The sequence below is a fragment of the Staphylococcus cohnii subsp. cohnii genome, assembly GCF_002902365.1.
GTDB lineage: Bacteria > Bacillota > Bacilli > Staphylococcales > Staphylococcaceae > Staphylococcus > Staphylococcus cohnii.
The window spans coordinates 142,564-160,608 of the sequence record NZ_PPQC01000014.1 but is presented as its reverse complement, the minus strand read 5'-3'; the positions used below and the strand labels follow the sequence as shown (position 1 = coordinate 160,608).

Annotated in this window: 17 protein-coding genes and 1 tRNA gene; 14 read left to right on the top strand and 4 right to left on the bottom strand. The window is 33.9% G+C overall.

Going from position 1 to position 18,045, the window contains the following annotated elements; translation table 11 throughout:
• Positions 1–245 precede the first annotated feature (245 nt).
• The 13 genes from CD032_RS13050 (at position 246) to add (ending at position 13,289) form a co-directional block, all read left to right on the top strand.
• Positions 246–337: transfer RNA gene (locus CD032_RS13050), tRNA-OTHER, on the top strand.
• Positions 338–432: 95 nt separating this feature from the next.
• A complete protein-coding gene (locus tag CD032_RS02970; protein ID WP_019469804.1) occupies positions 433–1,671 on the top strand; it encodes an aminoacyltransferase in 1,239 nt (412 codons plus the stop codon).
• A 714-nt stretch (positions 1,672–2,385) separates the two neighbouring features.
• Positions 2,386–3,120 (top strand): phosphoadenylyl-sulfate reductase, encoded by a 735-nt coding sequence (locus CD032_RS02965; RefSeq protein ID WP_019469805.1) that lies wholly within the window; start codon positions 2,386–2,388, stop codon positions 3,118–3,120.
• 182 nt (positions 3,121–3,302) lie between these two features.
• Positions 3,303–5,132 carry an assimilatory sulfite reductase (NADPH) flavoprotein subunit gene (locus CD032_RS02960; RefSeq protein WP_162496146.1) on the top strand — a complete coding sequence of 610 codons (1,830 nt, stop codon included), beginning with the start codon at positions 3,303–3,305 and terminating at the stop codon, positions 5,130–5,132.
• A gap of 16 nt (positions 5,133–5,148) precedes the next feature.
• Positions 5,149–6,858, top strand: a complete 1,710-nt coding sequence (locus tag CD032_RS02955) for an NADPH-dependent assimilatory sulfite reductase hemoprotein subunit (protein ID WP_019469807.1) — start codon at positions 5,149–5,151, stop codon at positions 6,856–6,858.
• A 23-nt stretch (positions 6,859–6,881) separates the two neighbouring features.
• Entirely contained in the window at positions 6,882–7,649 is a 768-nt protein-coding gene (gene cobA, locus CD032_RS02950; RefSeq protein WP_040030371.1) for a uroporphyrinogen-III C-methyltransferase, read from the top strand.
• A 22-nt stretch (positions 7,650–7,671) separates the two neighbouring features.
• On the top strand, positions 7,672–8,406 hold the full coding sequence (locus CD032_RS02945; protein WP_019469809.1) for a sirohydrochlorin chelatase: 735 nt from the start codon (positions 7,672–7,674) through the stop codon (positions 8,404–8,406).
• Positions 8,407–8,450: 44 nt separating this feature from the next.
• Positions 8,451–9,062, top strand: coding sequence for an NAD(P)-binding protein (locus CD032_RS02940; RefSeq protein WP_019469810.1), 612 nt, complete (start codon positions 8,451–8,453; stop codon positions 9,060–9,062).
• 23 nt (positions 9,063–9,085) lie between these two features.
• Positions 9,086–9,991, top strand: a complete 906-nt coding sequence (locus CD032_RS02935; protein WP_019469811.1) for a sulfite exporter TauE/SafE family protein — start codon at positions 9,086–9,088, stop codon at positions 9,989–9,991.
• Between the two features lie 21 nt (positions 9,992–10,012).
• Positions 10,013–11,194, top strand: coding sequence for a sulfate adenylyltransferase (gene sat, locus CD032_RS02930; protein ID WP_019469812.1), 1,182 nt, complete (start codon positions 10,013–10,015; stop codon positions 11,192–11,194).
• Positions 11,195–11,212: 18 nt separating this feature from the next.
• On the top strand, positions 11,213–11,821 hold the full coding sequence (gene cysC, locus CD032_RS02925; RefSeq protein WP_019469813.1) for an adenylyl-sulfate kinase: 609 nt from the start codon (positions 11,213–11,215) through the stop codon (positions 11,819–11,821).
• Between the two features lie 32 nt (positions 11,822–11,853).
• Complete coding sequence (locus tag CD032_RS02920; protein ID WP_019469814.1) at positions 11,854–12,054, top strand: hypothetical protein; 201 nt, start codon at positions 11,854–11,856, stop codon at positions 12,052–12,054.
• A gap of 257 nt (positions 12,055–12,311) precedes the next feature.
• Positions 12,312–13,289 carry an adenosine deaminase gene (gene add / locus CD032_RS02915; protein WP_019469815.1) on the top strand — a complete coding sequence of 326 codons (978 nt, stop codon included), beginning with the start codon at positions 12,312–12,314 and terminating at the stop codon, positions 13,287–13,289.
• Positions 13,290–13,374: 85 nt separating this feature from the next.
• Here add and CD032_RS02910 read toward each other — a convergent pair whose 3' ends face one another.
• The 3 genes from CD032_RS02910 to solA form a co-directional block, all read right to left on the bottom strand.
• Positions 13,375–14,235, bottom strand: coding sequence for a LysR family transcriptional regulator (locus tag CD032_RS02910; protein ID WP_019469816.1), 861 nt, complete (start codon positions 14,233–14,235; stop codon positions 13,375–13,377).
• A 94-nt stretch (positions 14,236–14,329) separates the two neighbouring features.
• Positions 14,330–15,463, bottom strand: a complete 1,134-nt coding sequence (locus CD032_RS02905; protein WP_040030368.1) for a M20 family metallopeptidase — start codon at positions 15,461–15,463, stop codon at positions 14,330–14,332.
• A 2-nt stretch (positions 15,464–15,465) separates the two neighbouring features.
• Positions 15,466–16,650 carry an N-methyl-L-tryptophan oxidase gene (gene solA / locus CD032_RS02900; RefSeq protein WP_040030367.1) on the bottom strand — a complete coding sequence of 395 codons (1,185 nt, stop codon included), beginning with the start codon at positions 16,648–16,650 and terminating at the stop codon, positions 15,466–15,468.
• Between the two features lie 385 nt (positions 16,651–17,035).
• On the opposite strand from solA, the gene CD032_RS02895 reads away from it, so the two are divergent.
• Entirely contained in the window at positions 17,036–17,167 is a 132-nt protein-coding gene (locus CD032_RS02895) for a beta-class phenol-soluble modulin (RefSeq protein WP_019469819.1), read from the top strand.
• 173 nt (positions 17,168–17,340) lie between these two features.
• Here CD032_RS02895 and CD032_RS02890 read toward each other — a convergent pair whose 3' ends face one another.
• The gene (locus CD032_RS02890) at positions 17,341–17,949 is read right to left on the bottom strand and encodes a class I SAM-dependent methyltransferase (protein WP_040030366.1); all 609 of its coding nucleotides are present in this window, start codon (positions 17,947–17,949) and stop codon (positions 17,341–17,343) included.
• Positions 17,950–18,045: the final 96 nt, after the last annotated feature.

Below are 18,045 nucleotides of genomic sequence, written 5' to 3'. Positions count from 1 at the left end.
TATTTATCTACTGAATCCCAAAAGTTGTATTTTGGTTTAGTATCATATTCCAAAGGCTTGTTTCCTAAAACGTTTAGGAAACAAGCCTTTTAATTTTATAGTTTCTTCATTATCAAAATATGTATATATTTTTGAATAGGTTGTTCCAGTTGAAGAAAATTACCAAAACAACGCTTATATATTTTGAACAACTCTTTTAATTTTTATAAATAAGTAGTACAATATAATAGAAGAATTAAAATTTTGGAGGGATACCCAAGTCTGGCTTAAGGGAAATTAATAGTTAATATTAATTAGAAGCATCTTGCTTGCGTTGGTTCGAATCCTTCTCCCTCCGTTGAAAATTATTTAACCAAGCCTTTCTAGTGCTTGGTTTTTTTATGATATATATTGTTCAATGCATTATAAATTTAAACAGAAAGTAGGTTTACAATGTATTTCACTCACTTAAACATTGATGAATTTGAAAACTTTATTCATAACTATGCGGCGCATTACACACAAAGTGCTAACCATTTTCATTACAGAAACCAACATAAAAATGATGTGCATATTGTAGGTGTTAAAGATAACGAAGATAATGTTATAGCAGCATGCCTTTTAACTGAAGCACGTTCCTTTAAATTTTTTAAATATTTTTATACACATCGTGGCCCTGTTTTAGACTTTTCCGATTATCAGTTAGTAAGATTTTTCTATAAAAATTTAACGAAGTATTTGAAAAAGCATCGTGGATTATATGTTTTAACTGATCCATACATATTAGAAAATATAAGAAATGCTCAAGGCGAAATATTAGAAAGCAATAACAATAAACCACTTATTAAAACTATGGAAGATATCGGTTATAAACATCAAGGTTATATAATAGGGTATTCTCAAATAAGTCAAATTCGTTGGTTATCTGTTCTTGATTTAAAGGATAAAACAGAAGATGACCTACTTAAAGAAATGGATTATCAAACACGCAGAAATATTAAGAAAACATACGAGATGGATGTGCGAGTGCGTACACTGCCTATTGAGGAGACAAATAGATTTTTTAAATTGTTTAAAATGGCTGAAGAAAAACACGGATTTAAGTTTAGAGATCAGCAATATTTTGAAGAAATGCAAAATATTTATCATGATAATAGCATGTTAAAATTAGCATATATCGATTTGTCAGAATTATTAGTAAAGCAAAATAAGCAATTAGAAAAGTTGAATAAGGACTTAGAAAATACGAAAGAAAGCTTAGAAAGCAATCCTAACTCGAAAAAAAGTAAAAATAAGTACGATCAAGTATTACAACAAGTAAAAGCACAACAAAGAAAAGTAACCGAAACAGAAACGTTAATCAAAACGGATGGAACCATATTGGATTTAGCAGCTGCACTTTATATTTACAACAATCATGAAGTTTATTATCTTTCAAGCGGCTCCAACCCTAAATACAATACATATATGGGTGCCTACAGGTTGCAATGGGAAATGATCAAGTTTGCGAAAGCGCACAATATCCATCGTTATAACTTTTATGGCATAACTGGAGATTTCAGTAAAAATGCTGAAGATGCTGGTGTACAAAAATTCAAAGCAGGCTTCAACGCGCATATAGAAGAGTATATTGGAGATTTTATTAAACCAATAAGACCTTTACTTTATAAAATATATGCATTAATAAAATAGGATTGATTTTCTTAACGCTTTCGTTTAATTTACTGAAACGAAGCACAACCATCCATTTTAACATTGCATATTATTATATTTTAATTAACCATTGATTTGATTTTCTAAAAATTGAAATGAGAAAGTCACCTTTTTATAAAAGGTGACTCATACTGTCGACAAAGTCTCTGACTTTGTTGGCAGTTTTTTGTGCACGTTTTCCGTCGGCACTGCCTTAGCCTGTAGTCTTCGGCTAATGCGCTTCCCGCAGGAGTCGGCATAAATCAATGCCAATATAACACTAAAATATTACTAATTCAGAGACTATTTTTCTCAAATCAACGAGGCAAACCCTTCGCAAATTAATGCAAAGGGTTTGTCTACGTTCTGAACCATCTTTTTATAAAAGGTAGCTTTTAAAATACAATCAAAAGTGAAAAATCTAAAAAATTCAGAAAAATGTGAAAGGGTGGTAGAAAAGGCGGGAATTCAATATAACAAGGTTGTTATAAAAAAATTAAAAATTAAAATTAAAAGTGCTTAAAACGCTATAACTATGCACTTTGTATACAAATTTAATAAAAAATATACCTAATTCGTGTGTTCAAATATACACTTGACATAAAAATTTACAATGAGTAAAGTGTAAATCATAATTATTTTCAAATAATTCTAAATTTATAATAAATCTAATTATAATGTATTCATGTACGTTATGAGGGGGCGAATAGATTAATGTTTGAACCAAAAGTCACATATGAACATTTTAACGCAAACGTCTTTGAGTCAATAGATATTGATGATGAAACAAAAGGTGCACGCGAAATCGTCGCATGGGCTTATCAAACCTATGGAGATTCGGTTATTTATGCTTGTAGTTTTGGCGCGGAAGGCATGATTTTAATTGATTTGATATATAGTGTTAAGAAGGATGCACAAATTGTATTTTTAGATACAGACCTTCACTTTCAAGAAACATATGATTTAATTGATCGTGTTCAAAAACGCTACCCAGAACTACATATTAAACTTAAAAAACCGGATTTAACTTTGGAAGAGCAAGCATCACAACATAACCCTGCACTTTGGAAAAACAATCCAAACCAATGTTGTTATATTAGAAAAATCAAACCATTGGAAGATGTCTTGTCTGGTGCTACTGCTTGGATTTCTGGGTTACGTAGAGCGCAATCGCCAAGCCGTCAAAATACACAGTTTATAAATAAAGACGAACGCTTCCAATCAGTTAAAATATGTCCATTGATACATTGGACATGGGATGATGTATGGCAATATATTAAAAAATATAAATTGCATTATAATGAATTACATGATTTTAACTATCCAAGTATAGGATGTATACCGTGTACGACAGCTGTTGAAGGATCAGGAGATTCAAGAGCAGGAAGATGGACCAATTCAAACAAAACAGAATGCGGCCTTCATACCACAGACCATACATCTTTATAAGAATAAATTTTTTTGGCATTAAATCCTAGTATTCCAATCGGATAGATATATCTAAAAGGTGATTAAACAAAATAATCTTAGGTAATGGTAAAAAATTTTTCTAAAAAAGTATGGCGCCAATTATTGAGTAAGTTTAAACAAAATGATTTTTAAATAAAAAATTAAAATGAGGTGAAATGGTTGTGAACTTATCCGTAATAAATAGTCCATTTGATGAAAATCAAGCCACACAACTAAACCAAATTATTCAAAATCTTACGATTGAACAGCAAGTTTGGTTAAGCGGTTATTTAACTGCAAATTTACAAAGTGTTACTACAAAACAAGAAACACCATCGGAAGTAGCTCAGTTTGTATTAAATAAAGAAACCACTTCAAATAGTGAGAGTGAGAGACATATCACTGTATTGTATGGTTCAGAAACTGGTAATGCACAAGGATTGGCTGAAAAGTTAGCGGATCGTCTTGTCGAGCTCAATTTCAATGTGAAATTGAGTGCAATGGGTGATTATAAAACAAAAGATCTAAAAAAAGTAGAAGATTTATTTATTATTTCTTCTACTCATGGTGAAGGAAATCCGCCTGATAATGCCATTAGCTTTCACGAATTTTTACATGGTAGAAAAGCACCTAAGTTGGAAGGTGTACGTTTTTCAGTTTTATCACTCGGGGACGCATCATATGAATTCTTCTGTCAAACAGGTAAAGACTTTGATGCACGTTTAGAAGATTTAGGAGCTTCTCGCTTAGTAGATAGACGAGATTGTGACTTGGATTTTGATGATATGGCTGAATCTTGGATGGATCAAATTATTGAACAGTTAAGCGAAGCTTCATTGAGTGAAGAAAAGGTGACAACAACGAACGCAGTGCAATTGACAAATGAAAAACGATATTCAAAAACACAACCTTATGAAGCTGAAATACTAGAAAATATTAACTTGAATGGTAGAGGCTCTAATAAAGAGGTTAGACATATCGAATTACAATTTGAAGATTATGGTGAAGATTATGAGCCAGGTGATTGTTTGATGGTGATTCCAGAAAATGATGAAAAATTAGTAGAAGTCTTATTGGATAAATTAGATTGGGATGCCCAAACAGAAATACCAATCAACGACAAAGGCGATGTGCTTTCATTAAAGGATGCACTACAACATCATTTTGAAATCACTAAATTAACTAAACCACTACTACAAAAAGCCGCTGAGTTGTTTGGAAATGAAGCGTTGGCAGAAAAGGTCTTAGATCAAGCGTGGGTTAAATCTTATGTTTATGGTCGAGATTTAATTGATTTAATTCAAGACTTTAAACCAGTAAACTTGGCGCCTGAAGTGCTATATCAATTTTTAAGAAAATTACCACCTAGAGAATATTCTATAGCGAGCAGTTATGAAGCAAATCCTGATGAAGTTCATATCACTGTAGGCGCTGTAAGATATCAAGCACACCAACGTGACCGTCAAGGTGTTTGTTCAGTTCAATTAGCTGAACGCATGGAACCTGGCACGTCTATATCTGTATATCTAAAGAAAAACCCGAATTTTAAATTTCCATTTGATGAAGCTACACCCGTAATCATGATTGGTCCTGGAACAGGTGTCGCACCTTTTAGATCTTATTTACAAGCACGTGAAGAGTTAGATCTGTCAGGACAAACATGGTTGTTCTTTGGAGAACAACATTTTACAACAGACTTTTTATATCAAACAGAATGGCAAGATTGGCTTAAAGAAGGTGTGCTGAGTAAGTTGGACTTAGCGTTTTCCAGAGATACAGATGAAAAAGTTTATGTTCAACATAAGATTGTGGAACAAAGTGAAACTTTTTATGAGTGGTTAAAAAACGGTGCATCTTTATATGTATGTGGTGATGAACAAAATATGGCTAAAGATGTACATAAAGCGATACATCAAGTCTTAGTTAAAGAAGGTAATATGTCAGATGAAGAAGCTGAGACTTATTTGACACAAATGAAAAAAGACAAACGATATCAAAGAGACGTTTATTAGAAAAGGAGCTGATCACGTGACAGAGTCAAATTTAAATTTTTCTCAAAAACTTGATGAAATGGAACGTATCAAAGCTGATAGTAACTACCTTCGCGGAACAATTGTCGAGGGGTTAGCAGATAGAATTACAGGTGCCATTTCAGAAGAAGATACTAAATTATTAAAGTTTCATGGGAGTTATATGCAGGATGATAGAGATCTTCGCGATGAACGCCGTAGACAGAAGTTAGAGCCTGCATACAGTTTCATGATAAGAGTGCGTGCTCCGGGCGGTGCTTCGACTCCAGAGCAATGGATTGCGATGGATGATATCGCGAATCAATATGCAAATCAAACGATTAAATTAACGACGAGACAAGCGTTTCAATTCCATGGGATTTTAAAAAGAAATTTAAAACAAACGATGTTTGATATAAACCAATCTTTACTAGACACGCTGGCAGCATGTGGAGATGTTAACCGTAATGTGATGTGTAACCCTAATCCTTATCAATCTGATGTGCATGCAGAAATTAATCAAATTGCAAGTGATATTAGCCGTCATCTTTCACCTAAAACACAGGCTTATCACGAAATTTGGTTAGACGGAGAGAAAGTGTTAGATACGAGTGATCAAGAACCAGAACCAATGTATGGCAAAACTTATTTACCACGTAAATTTAAAATTGGTATTGCAGTCCCGCCTTCTAATGATATCGATGTGTTTTCACAAGATATCGGATTAATTTCAATCATTGAAGACGGTGAATTAGTCGGATTTAATCTCACAGTTGGTGGCGGCATGGGTATGAAACATGGAAATACTGCGACGTACCCACAAGTTGGACGGTTGATTGGCTATTTCCCAAAATCACAAGTCATTGATGTTTGTGAAAAAATACTTACGATTCAGAGAGATTATGGAAATCGTGAAGATAGAATGAATGCACGTTTTAAATATACTGTGGATCGCAAAGGGGTAGCATGGATCACGGATGAACTGAATCGTCGTTTAGGTTGGGAATTAGAGTCCAAACGTGCATTTCACTTTGAAGATAATGGCGATCGATATGGTTGGACTGAAGGCAGTGGTAAGCATCATTTCACTTTATTTATTCAAAATGGACGTGTTAAAGATACGGAAGAATATAAATTGAAAACAGCGTTAAGAGCGATTGCTGAAGTGCATACTGGAGATTTTAGACTTTCACCTAACCAAAATTTAGTAATTGCGAATGTTGAGACCGAGAAAAAACCAGAAATTGAAGCACTCATAAAACAATATGGCTTAACAGATGGTGAACATTATACTGGATTGCGGAAAAATTCCATGGCTTGTGTCGCTTTTCCTACTTGTGGCTTAGCAATGGCAGAATCTGAACGGTATTTACCTTCATTAATTACCAAAATAGAAGCCTTGTTAGATGAAGCGGGCTTAAATGAAGAAGAAATAACTATTAGAATGACGGGCTGCCCTAACGGTTGTGCACGTCCGGCATTAGCTGAAATTGCATTTATTGGTAAAGCACCAGGTAAGTACAATATGTACCTGGGTGGTGGTTTCGCTGGTGATCGTTTAAATAAATTATATAAAGAAAATATTGATGAAGCAGAAATATTAGAAAGTTTGAGACCTATTTTATTGCAATATGCACAAGAAAGAACAGCTGGTGAGCGCTTTGGTAATTTTGTAGTTAGAGCAGGAATTGTGGAAGCAGTCACAGATGGTCAATTATTCCATAGTTAATCAATTAAAAAGGTGGTGTTAGGATGGGAAAAGTTTTTTTAGTAGGTGCAGGACCTGGTGATCCTGATTTAATTACAGTTAAAGGTAAAAAATCGATTGAAACAGCTGACATTATTTTATATGACCGTTTAGTTAACCCTGAGTTATTGGAGTACGCATCTATAACTGCTCAGTTAATATATTGTGGTAAAAATCCTAACCATAAATCTGTTTCGCAATTAGATACCAACCAACTACTCGTTGATTTGGCTCAAGAAGGTCACACGATTACACGTTTGAAAGGTGGAGATCCTTTCGTTTACGGCAGAGGTGGCGAGGAAGCAGAAGTATTAGCAGCCAATAATATTTCATTTGAAATCGTACCAGGTATAACTGCAGGTATTGCAGCACCTGCATACGCAGGTATCCCTGTAACACATCGAGATTACAGCTCTTCTGTTGCATTTGTTACGGGTGTTATTAACAAGGAAATTGACAAGGATGAATATTGGAGACATCTAGCGTTAGGGCCGGAAACGTTATGTATCTATATGGGCGTTAAAAAGCTGCCTGAAATTGTTGAGTTGCTAACTAAAAATGGGCGTAATAAAAATACGCCAGTAGCGCTTGTACATATGGGTACTTCTAAATTACAAAAAACAGTTGTTGGCACATTAGACACCATTGTCCACGGTGCAAAAGATATTGAAAACCCAGCGATGATTATTGTGGGTGAGGTCGTGAAATTGCGTAACCGCATTAGTTGGTTTGAAGAAACATATAAAAATGAATTATTAACACAACTCACATAATAGTGGCTGGAGGGATAATTATATGCAAGGTGTCTTATATGTTAGTCATGGTAGCCGTGTAGCAGAAGCAGTTGAAGAAGCAACGTCATTGATTGAGCGTGTTCAAGCAAAAGTTAATATTCCTTTACAAGAAACATGCTTTTTAGAACTTGCAGACCCAGATATATTTGAAGGATTTAGGAAATTAGTGCATCAAGGTGCAACTGAAATTTCCGTGATTCCTGTATTACTGCTCAGCGCAGGTCATTACTACAAAGATATACCTGTAGAAATTGAACATATTAAAACTCAATTTCCCAACATAAAGATCAATTACGGCAAGCCTTTGGGTGTACAAAAACGATTAACTGAAATTCTCAAACAACGTTTGGAAGAGCGTAAAATCACACCTAATGCTGATGCTAAATTATTAGTTATTGGTAGAGGTAGTTATAATCCACAAACGAAGCAAGATTTTTCGATAATAAAGTCACAATTATCAGAAATGTTTCCCTCTCAAAGCATAGAAGTGTGTTATTTGGCAGCTTGTGAACCGTTATTTGAAGATGCATTGGACCGTTTAGTAAACGCAGGTCATTCGCAAATATTTATTTTACCGTACATCTGGTTTACAGGTATTTTAGACCAACATATCGCTGATGTTGTGCATGCATACCAATTAAAAAGTGACATTATTTTAGCAGCGCATCTAAGCCATCATGAGCAATTGCAAATTGCATTAAAAGAACGCGTTGAAGAGACGTTTGATACAGTTTAGTCATTTTTATCAAAGTTGAAAGTACTTATCTGAGGAGTGACATCATGTCTTACATCCCTTTAGTGGTTGATATTTCACAAAAACAAATCGTTGTTATAGGTGGCGGAAAAATAGCTGAAAGACGTATCAATGTTTTAAAGACATATACAAAACAAATTCAAATTATTAGCCCCACGCTAACAAATAGCTTGGAACATCTCGTTGATAAACAAGTTATTCAATGGCGGAATAAAACATTTGAAAGCAGTGATGTGCAAGATGCGTATCTAATTATTGCTGCGACGAACGATACAGCCGTAAATCAATCTATATTACAAGCCAAGCCAGACAAGGCATTAATTAATATGGCAGGTCAAGCGTTAGCTGGCGATGTATTCATTCCAAGTATATTACGACGTGGAAAGTTAATGATCAGTGTTTCAACTCAAGGTGCCAGTCCTAAACTGACAAGCCAAATTTTAGCTGAGTTACAACAACATTTTAATAGTGCATATGGTGATTATGTTGATTTTCTATATGAATGCAGACAACAAGTTAAACGTAGTTCACTTTCACCAGAGGAAAAAGAACGATTTTTGAAGCAAATCTTAAATGAAAAATATTTAAAAATAAGTAAGCAAAATGAAGTTAGAAAGTGGTTATCAGCGCTGGAATAAATTGAAAGGAAAGGAGACATCATATGTATAAATTATTTGTTTTTGCACTTGCTGGTTTTCTCGCTCAGTTAATTGATGGTTCATTAGGCATGGGGTTTGGCGCATCGTCTTCTTCGATATTATTGACATTTGGTGTGGCGCCAGCAATCGTATCAGCTACAATTCATTTTTCAGAAATTGCTACTACAGCTGCTTCAGGAACGTCGCACTGGAAGTTTGAAAACGTACATAAACCTACGATGATCAAATTAGCGATTCCTGGAGCGATAACAGCATTTATTGGTGCTGCTATATTGAGTCATATACACAGTGATTTTATTAAACCATTTATCGCTATTTTCTTGTTATCAATGGGGCTCTATATTTTATACCAATTTTTATTTACCAAAGAAAAACCATTATCGAAAGCGAATGAAAAAACCTCTCGTCTTGTATTAATACCACAAGGTGCAGTGGCAGGATTTTTAGATTCAATTGGTGGTGGAGGCTGGGGACCAGTCAATACGCCATTAATACTTGCGCAAAAGAAATTAGAACCTAGATATGCGATTGGTACGGTGTCCGCAAGTGAGTTTTTCGTAACGGTGTCAGCGTCTCTAAGCTTTATTATTTTTCTGGGCTGGAGCCAAATTAATTGGTGGCTTGTCGTGTCATTAAGTGTCGGTGGCATGATTGCAGCACCATTTGCAGCATGGTTAGTTAGACTATTACCGATGAATATTTTAGCTGTTTGTGTGAGTGGATTGATTATTTTTACAAATACAAATTCGCTGATTAGTGTTGTTGAAATCAATCATGCTTTATCAATCACAATAAAAATTGCATTGATAGTGATTTGGTTTGGATTAATTCTGTATGCTTTATATCAAAATAATAAATTACCGTTTGCAACTTTTAAAGATGAAACCAATGTAAATAAATTAGATTAATTCATTAAGGAGTGTGACAACATGTCATTAATAAACGAAAAAGCACAATCTACCATCCAACCTCATGGTGGTTCACTTATCAATAGAGAGGTCCACGGTGCAGCGCGAGAACAATTGCTTAAAGAAGCTGAAACACTTGCATCTATCACATTAAATCCTTGGAGTTTATCAGATTTGGAATTGATTGCGATCGGTGGCTTTAGTCCATTGACGGGATTTATGAATGAATCTGATTATTCTAAAGTTGTAGAAGACGTACATTTAGAAAATGGCTTGGTTTGGAGTATCCCAATCACATTACCTGTGACAACAGAACAATCTCAAAATTTGAATGTTGGTTCTCGTGTTGCTTTGTATGGTGAAGATGGTGTTTTATATGGTGTGATTGACTTAGAAGAAAAGTATACGTATGACAAACAAAAAGAAGCGCAACTTGTATACGGAACTACAGATGTTGATCATCCTGGTGTCAAAAAGGTCTATGAAAAAGGAGATGTGTATCTCGCAGGTCCAATTTATTTATTAAATAGACCTAAACACGACGAATTTGTAGATTATCATTTAGACCCTAAAGAAACAAGACAACTCTTTACAGACTTAGGATGGCAAACTGTGGTAGGTTTTCAAACTAGAAATCCAGTGCATCGCGCACATGAATATATTCAAAAGGCAGCCCTAGAAGCAGTGGATGGCTTGTTGTTGAATCCTTTAGTAGGTGAAACAAAAGCTGACGACATTCCCGCATCAGTGCGTATGGACAGTTACAAAGTTATATTAGAAAATTATTACCCGGAAAATAGAACGCGTTTGGTTATTTATCCTGCTGCAATGAGATATGCAGGACCTAGAGAAGCAATATTACATGCTACAGTACGTAAAAACTATGGATGTACACATTTTATTGTTGGACGTGATCATGCAGGCGTAGGCGATTATTACGGCACCTATGAAGCGCAAGAACTGATTTCTAAATACGAAGCAGAATTGGGCATACAAATATTAAAATTCGAACACGCCTTTTATTGTAAAACGTGTGAAAATATGGCTACAGCAAAAACGTGCCCACATGATGCTTCAGAACATTTACATTTAAGTGGTACAAAAGTTCGTGAAAAATTGAAAAATGGAGAATCGCTACCGAAAGAATTTTCGAGACCAGAAGTAGCTCAAGTCCTTATAAATGGATTGAAAGAACAGAAATAAAGGAGTGTAGATGTAGTAATGGGAGAATCTAAAAATATAACATGGCATGCTTCAGAGGTTACTAAGGATGAAAGATTACAGCGTAATCAACATAAGAGTGCAGTTATTTGGTTTACAGGACTTTCTGGCTCAGGAAAATCAACGATATCTGTAGAACTTGAAAAAGCATTGTTTAATCACCAAATCCATACATATCGTTTAGATGGAGATAATGTCAGACATGGATTGAATCGAAATCTAGGATTTTCACCTGAAGATCGTAAAGAAAATATAAGACGTATAGGTGAAGTTAGTAAATTGATGGTAGATGCAGGTTTGATAACAGTCACGGCTTTCATCTCTCCTTATAAATCAGATAGAGAAGCAGTACGCCATTTATTAGAGACAGATGATTTTATAGAAGTTTATACGCAATGTAGTCTATCAGAATGTGAAAATAGAGACCCGAAAGGTTTATATAAAAAAGTAAGAAGTGGTGAAATCGCAGAATTTACTGGCGTAAATGCGCCATATGAAGCTCCTACACAACCAGAGATTACATTAGATACAGAAACACTTTCTGTGGAAGCATCAGTATCCAAAATTATGGATTATTTACAAAAACATCAGTATATCGAGGACATTTAACTTTAATAATAAAAAATTGAAGGGGCAATCGAATGGAGATATTAAATATCATTGCCATAATATTATTTATTATATTTATTTTAGTAGTATCGTGCGGATTGTTGCTTGTGCGTTTAGGTCAAAATAGAAAACATTTTTTTGTAGAATTGAAAGTGATGGTCACAATTATGGTAATATGTTTTATTGGTATAGGTGTATCACTCATAATACTAGGCCATTATCATCAATTATAAATTATATATGCATCGATAAACAGGGCTACGAAATCAAATGACACGTTTGATTTCACCCTGTTTTTATATTTAATAAGCGTATTTCTATTTAAAAATCGTTATTATATAGTGTTTTGTAGATAAGCAAACAGTATCAATGATACTTACATATTTTATAGTAAAGTGAAAATTAAAGTGTTATATTAAGTAAATCAAATTTATCTTATTGGCGTTTTAAACGTAGTGAATACAATAAAAAGGTAGGGGCATTTACCAAAATGGATCAAAGTATAAAGGATATTCCTAAAATAGAATTACATTGTCATTTAGATGGTTCAGTCAGCAAACATTTAATTCGACAACTGGCACAAGAACAACGCATACATTTAAACGAGGATTGTCTTACGGTACAAGAAGATTGTGAAAGTTTAGAAGCGTATTTGAAGTGTTTTGATGAAGTATTAAAAGTATTACAAACGGCAGATAGTCTAAAGCGTGCAGTTATAGACGTTGCGCAACAAGCTTATGAGGATAATGTTAAATATATGGAGATTCGCTTTGCACCGTTGCTACATATGGAACAAGGTATGACGCTTTTAGATGTATTAAAAGCGGTAGAAGCAGGGGTTAATATCATACAAGACACATTGCATATGAAAGTGAATATACTCATTTGCGCAATGAGGCAGCATGCATCGTCTGTGAATAAACAATTATTTGATGATGTGTCTATATATAATAGCGACAAAGTATGTGGGATAGATTTTGCGGGGCCTGAAGTAGGATTTCCGCCATATGAAATTCAAGATACGATTCAATACGGATTAGAAAAAGGTATGAATTTAACACTCCATGCAGGTGAGTGTGGTTGTATACATAACGTTTTAGAAACGATAAAAATAGGGGCTAAGCGTATTGGTCATGGTGTTGCTGCCAACTTAGATGAAACTGTATTAAAGGAAGTTAAAGCGAAAGATGTATTGTTAGAAATATGTCCTAAAAGTAATTTGCAAACCAAAGCTATAGAGACATTGTCACAAATAAACATCCCCTACTTATTAAAAAACGATATACCCTTTATCATCAATACAGATAATCGTATGGTGACACAGACTTCATTAAATGAAGAATATACATTGTTATTAAAACATCAGTTAATAAATGTAAAACAGATTCAATACATTAATAAGCGTGCAGTTCAATATGCTTTTTTAACCGAAGAAGAAAAAAGTCAAGTGCTTCAATCAATGTCATAACGCGTATACACTTTATACAATATGAAGCGTTTATCATTAACATTGGCATATTATAATACAAAAAAATATACACTATTGTTTGGTTTTAGTATTCAAGTGCGGCAGATTTGATAGTTTGAATAAAATGAGTCATAGCAGGGCTTAAATGATAATTTTTATTCCAAATAAAATCTGTTGAGATATTACTATAGTTATCAGGCAATTGATAACTATATAATGACCCGTTTTCTAAATCATTTTGTACGGATGATTTTGGAACTAAGCTGATACCGATACCAGATTTAACACTACCAATAATTGTTTCCATCGTACCAAATTCTACAAGTAACGGCTTTTTAATATTTTCGGATTTTAACCAGGCTTCAAGATTTCTTCTATAATTACATCCATTTTTAAACATCAAAAATACAGCGGATGTGATATCTTCTAATTGCGTCATCTCTGTACTGGATATTAACACAAGTTTTTCTTTAAATAATTCCACTTTATTTATATTATGATGATGTTTGAAGCCTGTGACAAATCCACAATCCAAGTTTTGATTGACTATTTTTTTAGAAATATTAGCAGTAACATCTGTATGTAATGATAGAGAAATGTGTGGCGATTTTTTCCGAAACATTGATAATAGCATAGGTAATTTAGTAATTGTTTCGACAATCCCGATATCAATTTTCCCGTTAGATGATGCTTGTTTGTCAAAATCACGTTCTATTTCATTTAATGTAGCTAAAATTTTTTCAACATACGTTTGGAATTTTTCACCATCTGTCGTCAAGGTTGTACCTTTATTATGACGTAAAAACAGTTGTGTGTTGAGTTCTTGTTCTAACTGTTTTATGCGGAATGTAACATGAGATTGGACATAATTAAGTGACTTAGCAGCCTTACTGATGCTTTGATGTTGACTAACACTTTGAAAAATTTTAAAATCTTTGATTTCCATAATATCACCCGATTTTTCGTTTGAGGCTATTATACATGAAACCATTTCTTTTATGTTGAAAAAAAGCACTGCCGTCGCTATGACGGCAGTCTTATCATGTCGCATATTTTTTGATCAAAGTTTTGAAAAAGTCTATAGATCGTTCAAATGCTTCTATTTCTACATATTCGTTGGGTTGATGTGCTAATGTTTCTATTCCAGGTCCATAAATTAATGTAGGAATGCTCCCATGAGGGTTTAGCACAGAGCCATCGGTGTAATAAGCCATTCCAGTAAATTCACTTTCTTTAGAAGTATCTAAGGCTTTTTGAATAATTTCAGTATTCTCATCAGTTAGAATCGTAGCGCGATCAAGCAATATTTTGGTGCTTACTTTTGGAGCGTTCCTATCAGAAAATAGCTGGTTTAAACGTTGATTAAATTGCTTATACAGCTTGTCATGAATATTGGGTGTCACTGTTCGTATATCAACATTTAATACACATTTATCAGGTATCACGTTCGTTTGAATGCCACCATTGACCATATTTGCAGAGATACTACTTTTGCCTAATGCTGCAGTTTCTTCTGACCATTCTTCTTTTAAATCATTTATCAATTGAATGACTTTGTTTATTCCTTCAACTGCATTAATGCCTTGTTCTGGCATCGCGCCGTGTGCAGTTTTTCCAGTTAAAGTAACTTCTATCCATAATGCGCCTTTATGCCCAATAGCAACTTTCTCAGTCGTGGGTTCAGCTATGATGATAGCAGCGACATTATCCATATTTGTGTTTTTGACATAATGTTCCGCACCTATTGAATCTACTTCCTCTCCTGCGGTTGCTAAAAATTCGATATCTTTTTTTAATTCACATTTTTCCTCAATTAAAGATTCCAATGCAAGATATAAAGCGGCTAAACCACTTTTCATATCTGTTGTTCCTCTTCCATATAATTTTCCATGATCAATATCACCTTTAAAAGGGTCATAATCCCATTTTTGTGCACCTATTTTTACAGTGTCGGTATGACCAGATAATATGAGTTTGCTAGCGTTTGGCTGGTTGGATTTTAAAGTTACTGAAAAATTGCTTCTATTATCACTTAAATTTGTAATGTTACAAGGAATACTTCGAGATGCACACCGCTGTTTAAAAAGTTGTACAACGTTATTTTCGTTAGCGGGGGGGTTGGTGCTATCGACATTGATGAGAGATTGTAAGAATTCTAAATTTGATTGTGTCATGTTCAGCCCCCCCTAGCTTTATTGAAAACTTTTTCTTTATTTTCAGGTTGTAAACTTGGACGTGTTATTTTAAACAGTGATATATCCTGTTTGGATTTACCTTTAGTGGTTAATTCATATAATATTTCTCCGACTGCACTTGAAAATTTATAGCCATGTCCTGAAAAACCAGCAGCAATGACAATATGTTCATGTTCGGGATGTTTGTCTATCACAAAATGCTCGTCTAATGTATTTGTAAACATACACGTTTTACCAACATTGACATTGCCGTTCGCTTGTTGCATGTATCGGTTTAAAAAACCACTAATATCGCTTTCGTCTTTGTCATAAGATCCAAATGATTTATTGTAATAAGCTGGATCGATAGGGTCGCCATTATCGTAACGTCCAATTTTCAAACCAGTTCCGTCAATAGAAGGGAAGCCATAATAAACACCACTTGGGACGTCAGCAAAAAAGCCCGGGAACCCATCTGACTTATATAAAATATCATTGGAATCAAACCACGCAATCGTTTGTCTAGAAGGTTGGAGTTGAAGTTTTAAATCTAAATTGTCTAAAATTTTTTTATTCCAAGCACCACCAGTGATAATTAATTTATTTGCTGTGAATGTTTCAGAATTGGTTTGAACTTCAACTGAGTCATTAAAAATATCAATATTCATGACTGGGGCATTGATTTTTAATTCAGCACCCTGATTTAAAGCAAGTCGTTTAAATGCGCGAATACAGTTTTGAGAAAATAGCACTCCTGCGTCAGGTTCATAACAACCAATTTGGCCATCAGGTATTGTAATACCTGGCCAAGTGTCATTAATTTGTTTAGCTGATAATGTTTCAGTATTTAGATTATATTGCTGAGCACCATTGATTGCAGTTTGTACAAACAATGAATCACTTGGACCAAAAGTAATGACACCAGTATTTAAAAATATACGTTCATTTGTTTGTTTTTGAAGTTCATTCCAAAGTTCTTGTGCTCTCAAAGCAATCGGTACATACGCTAAACCTTCTCCACAAGCATGTCTTATTAATCTTGTGTCACCACTATGACTACCATTTTCATGTGGTGGGTCAAAAGCATCTATCATTAAAGTTTTCCACCCACTTTTTGCTAAATAGTATCCAGCTGACATACCCATAGAACCGGCTCCGACAACGATGACATCGTAATGTTTTCCCATTTCCATCTCTCCTTAGTTGAAACAAATTTAATAACTTGCCAAGTATTTCTTTCAAGTTTAATAGCAACTAGCTTAAGTGTAAAATTACAAAATGAGATGGTTGATATCTCTAAAAGTGATATCGATATACATATATATTTTGCCTAACTGTACTTTTTTTATTAATTTAAGACAGTTAAGAACTTAACTATACGAATTGAGAAAAATTTAACATTTTAATTATTAATTAGCATACAATGTAATTACACAAACAAGTAAAGGGGTGTATTGACATGATGATTGCAGATATTATCGGTGGTATTATTAAATTAATCAAAACTTTAGTTGACACTTTCGCGTAATTTTTAAATAACTAATTAAATCAATTTAAAGGAGTGCTTACATTATGTCAGGTATCGTAGAAGCAATTTCAAATGCAGTAAAATCAGGTTTAGATCACGACTGGGTAAATATGGGAACTAGCATTGCAGATGTAGTAGCTAAAGGTGCAGACTTCATCGCTGGATTCTTTAGTTAATAAACATATTTTTTAATAAAATATACTTAATCAAAAACTACTGTTTCACACGTAAAGTGTTAGAAAACAGTAGTTTTTTTGTTGTTTAGTTAATTAAAAGAGCAAGTCGTATTTTTGAATAACTATGCAAAAGTTATTCATTTTGTTTTGAATAATTATACATTTCGGAGAATTTATGTGAATTGCCCAGATGCTAAAAATAGACTCGCATCTTTGTTCATAAATATATTTTTACCTTGATAAAAAGTGTGGCTATTTATATTTGAAAGTCCTATTTTACGTAATGCTTTGTGGATATCCTTCTGTTCGAATCCATTATATATATTCGGATGATTAACATTCTCATTTTTGTCGAAGTCTACTATGATCAGTATGCTATTACGCTTTAATTGAGTAGCTAATTGTTGTAGTAACGCCATATAGTTTCCACTATGAAGTAATACAAGTGAAAGTAATATCACATCATATGATTGGTGCAGTCCTGTTTTGTTTGGAGCTAGTAAATCGCCTTCAATGGCTTGAATGTTTGTTTTATTTAATGATTTAATTTTTGCATTGCATATCTCAATCATTTTAGGTGATGCATCTAAAATAGTGATGTGATTGAAATGATGTGCGATATCGAATGCGACAAGTCCAGTGCCGCCACCGTAATCTAATAACGAATCATATGTACCTTTTTTGAGCAGTGAATTTAATTCGGAAGAGATTGTTTTAGCTAAATTAATTCTTTCTTTATTATCATAATTTTGTGCTATTTGATTAAACTGAGATTGATTCAAGCTCATCATCCTTTTAGAATAGATTTTCGTTTTGTATTTTTAAAGTTATTACAGACTTATAAAATCTGTAATTGAGTTTAGCATAATAGACAAATT

What these genes read in the sequence shown, in the direction of transcription:
- CD032_RS02970 (WP_019469804.1), top strand. Translation starts at nt 433, where the DNA reads ATGTATTTCACTCACTTAAACATTGATGAATTTGAAAACTTTATTCAT.
- CD032_RS02965 (WP_019469805.1), top strand. Translation starts at nt 2,386, where the DNA reads ATGTTTGAACCAAAAGTCACATATGAACATTTTAACGCAAACGTCTTT.
- cobA (WP_040030371.1), top strand. Translation starts at nt 6,882, where the DNA reads ATGGGAAAAGTTTTTTTAGTAGGTGCAGGACCTGGTGATCCTGATTTA.
- CD032_RS02945 (WP_019469809.1), top strand. Translation starts at nt 7,672, where the DNA reads ATGCAAGGTGTCTTATATGTTAGTCATGGTAGCCGTGTAGCAGAAGCA.
- CD032_RS02940 (WP_019469810.1), top strand. Translation starts at nt 8,451, where the DNA reads ATGTCTTACATCCCTTTAGTGGTTGATATTTCACAAAAACAAATCGTT.
- CD032_RS02935 (WP_019469811.1), top strand. Translation starts at nt 9,086, where the DNA reads ATGTATAAATTATTTGTTTTTGCACTTGCTGGTTTTCTCGCTCAGTTA.
- sat (WP_019469812.1), top strand. Translation starts at nt 10,013, where the DNA reads ATGTCATTAATAAACGAAAAAGCACAATCTACCATCCAACCTCATGGT.
- cysC (WP_019469813.1), top strand. Translation starts at nt 11,213, where the DNA reads ATGGGAGAATCTAAAAATATAACATGGCATGCTTCAGAGGTTACTAAG.
- CD032_RS02920 (WP_019469814.1), top strand. Translation starts at nt 11,854, where the DNA reads ATGGAGATATTAAATATCATTGCCATAATATTATTTATTATATTTATT.
- add (WP_019469815.1), top strand. Translation starts at nt 12,312, where the DNA reads ATGGATCAAAGTATAAAGGATATTCCTAAAATAGAATTACATTGTCAT.
- CD032_RS02910 (WP_019469816.1), bottom strand. Translation starts at nt 14,235, where the DNA reads ATGGAAATCAAAGATTTTAAAATTTTTCAAAGTGTTAGTCAACATCAA.
- CD032_RS02905 (WP_040030368.1), bottom strand. Translation starts at nt 15,463, where the DNA reads ATGACACAATCAAATTTAGAATTCTTACAATCTCTCATCAATGTCGAT.
- solA (WP_040030367.1), bottom strand. Translation starts at nt 16,650, where the DNA reads ATGGGAAAACATTACGATGTCATCGTTGTCGGAGCCGGTTCTATGGGT.
- CD032_RS02895 (WP_019469819.1), top strand. Translation starts at nt 17,036, where the DNA reads ATGTCAGGTATCGTAGAAGCAATTTCAAATGCAGTAAAATCAGGTTTA.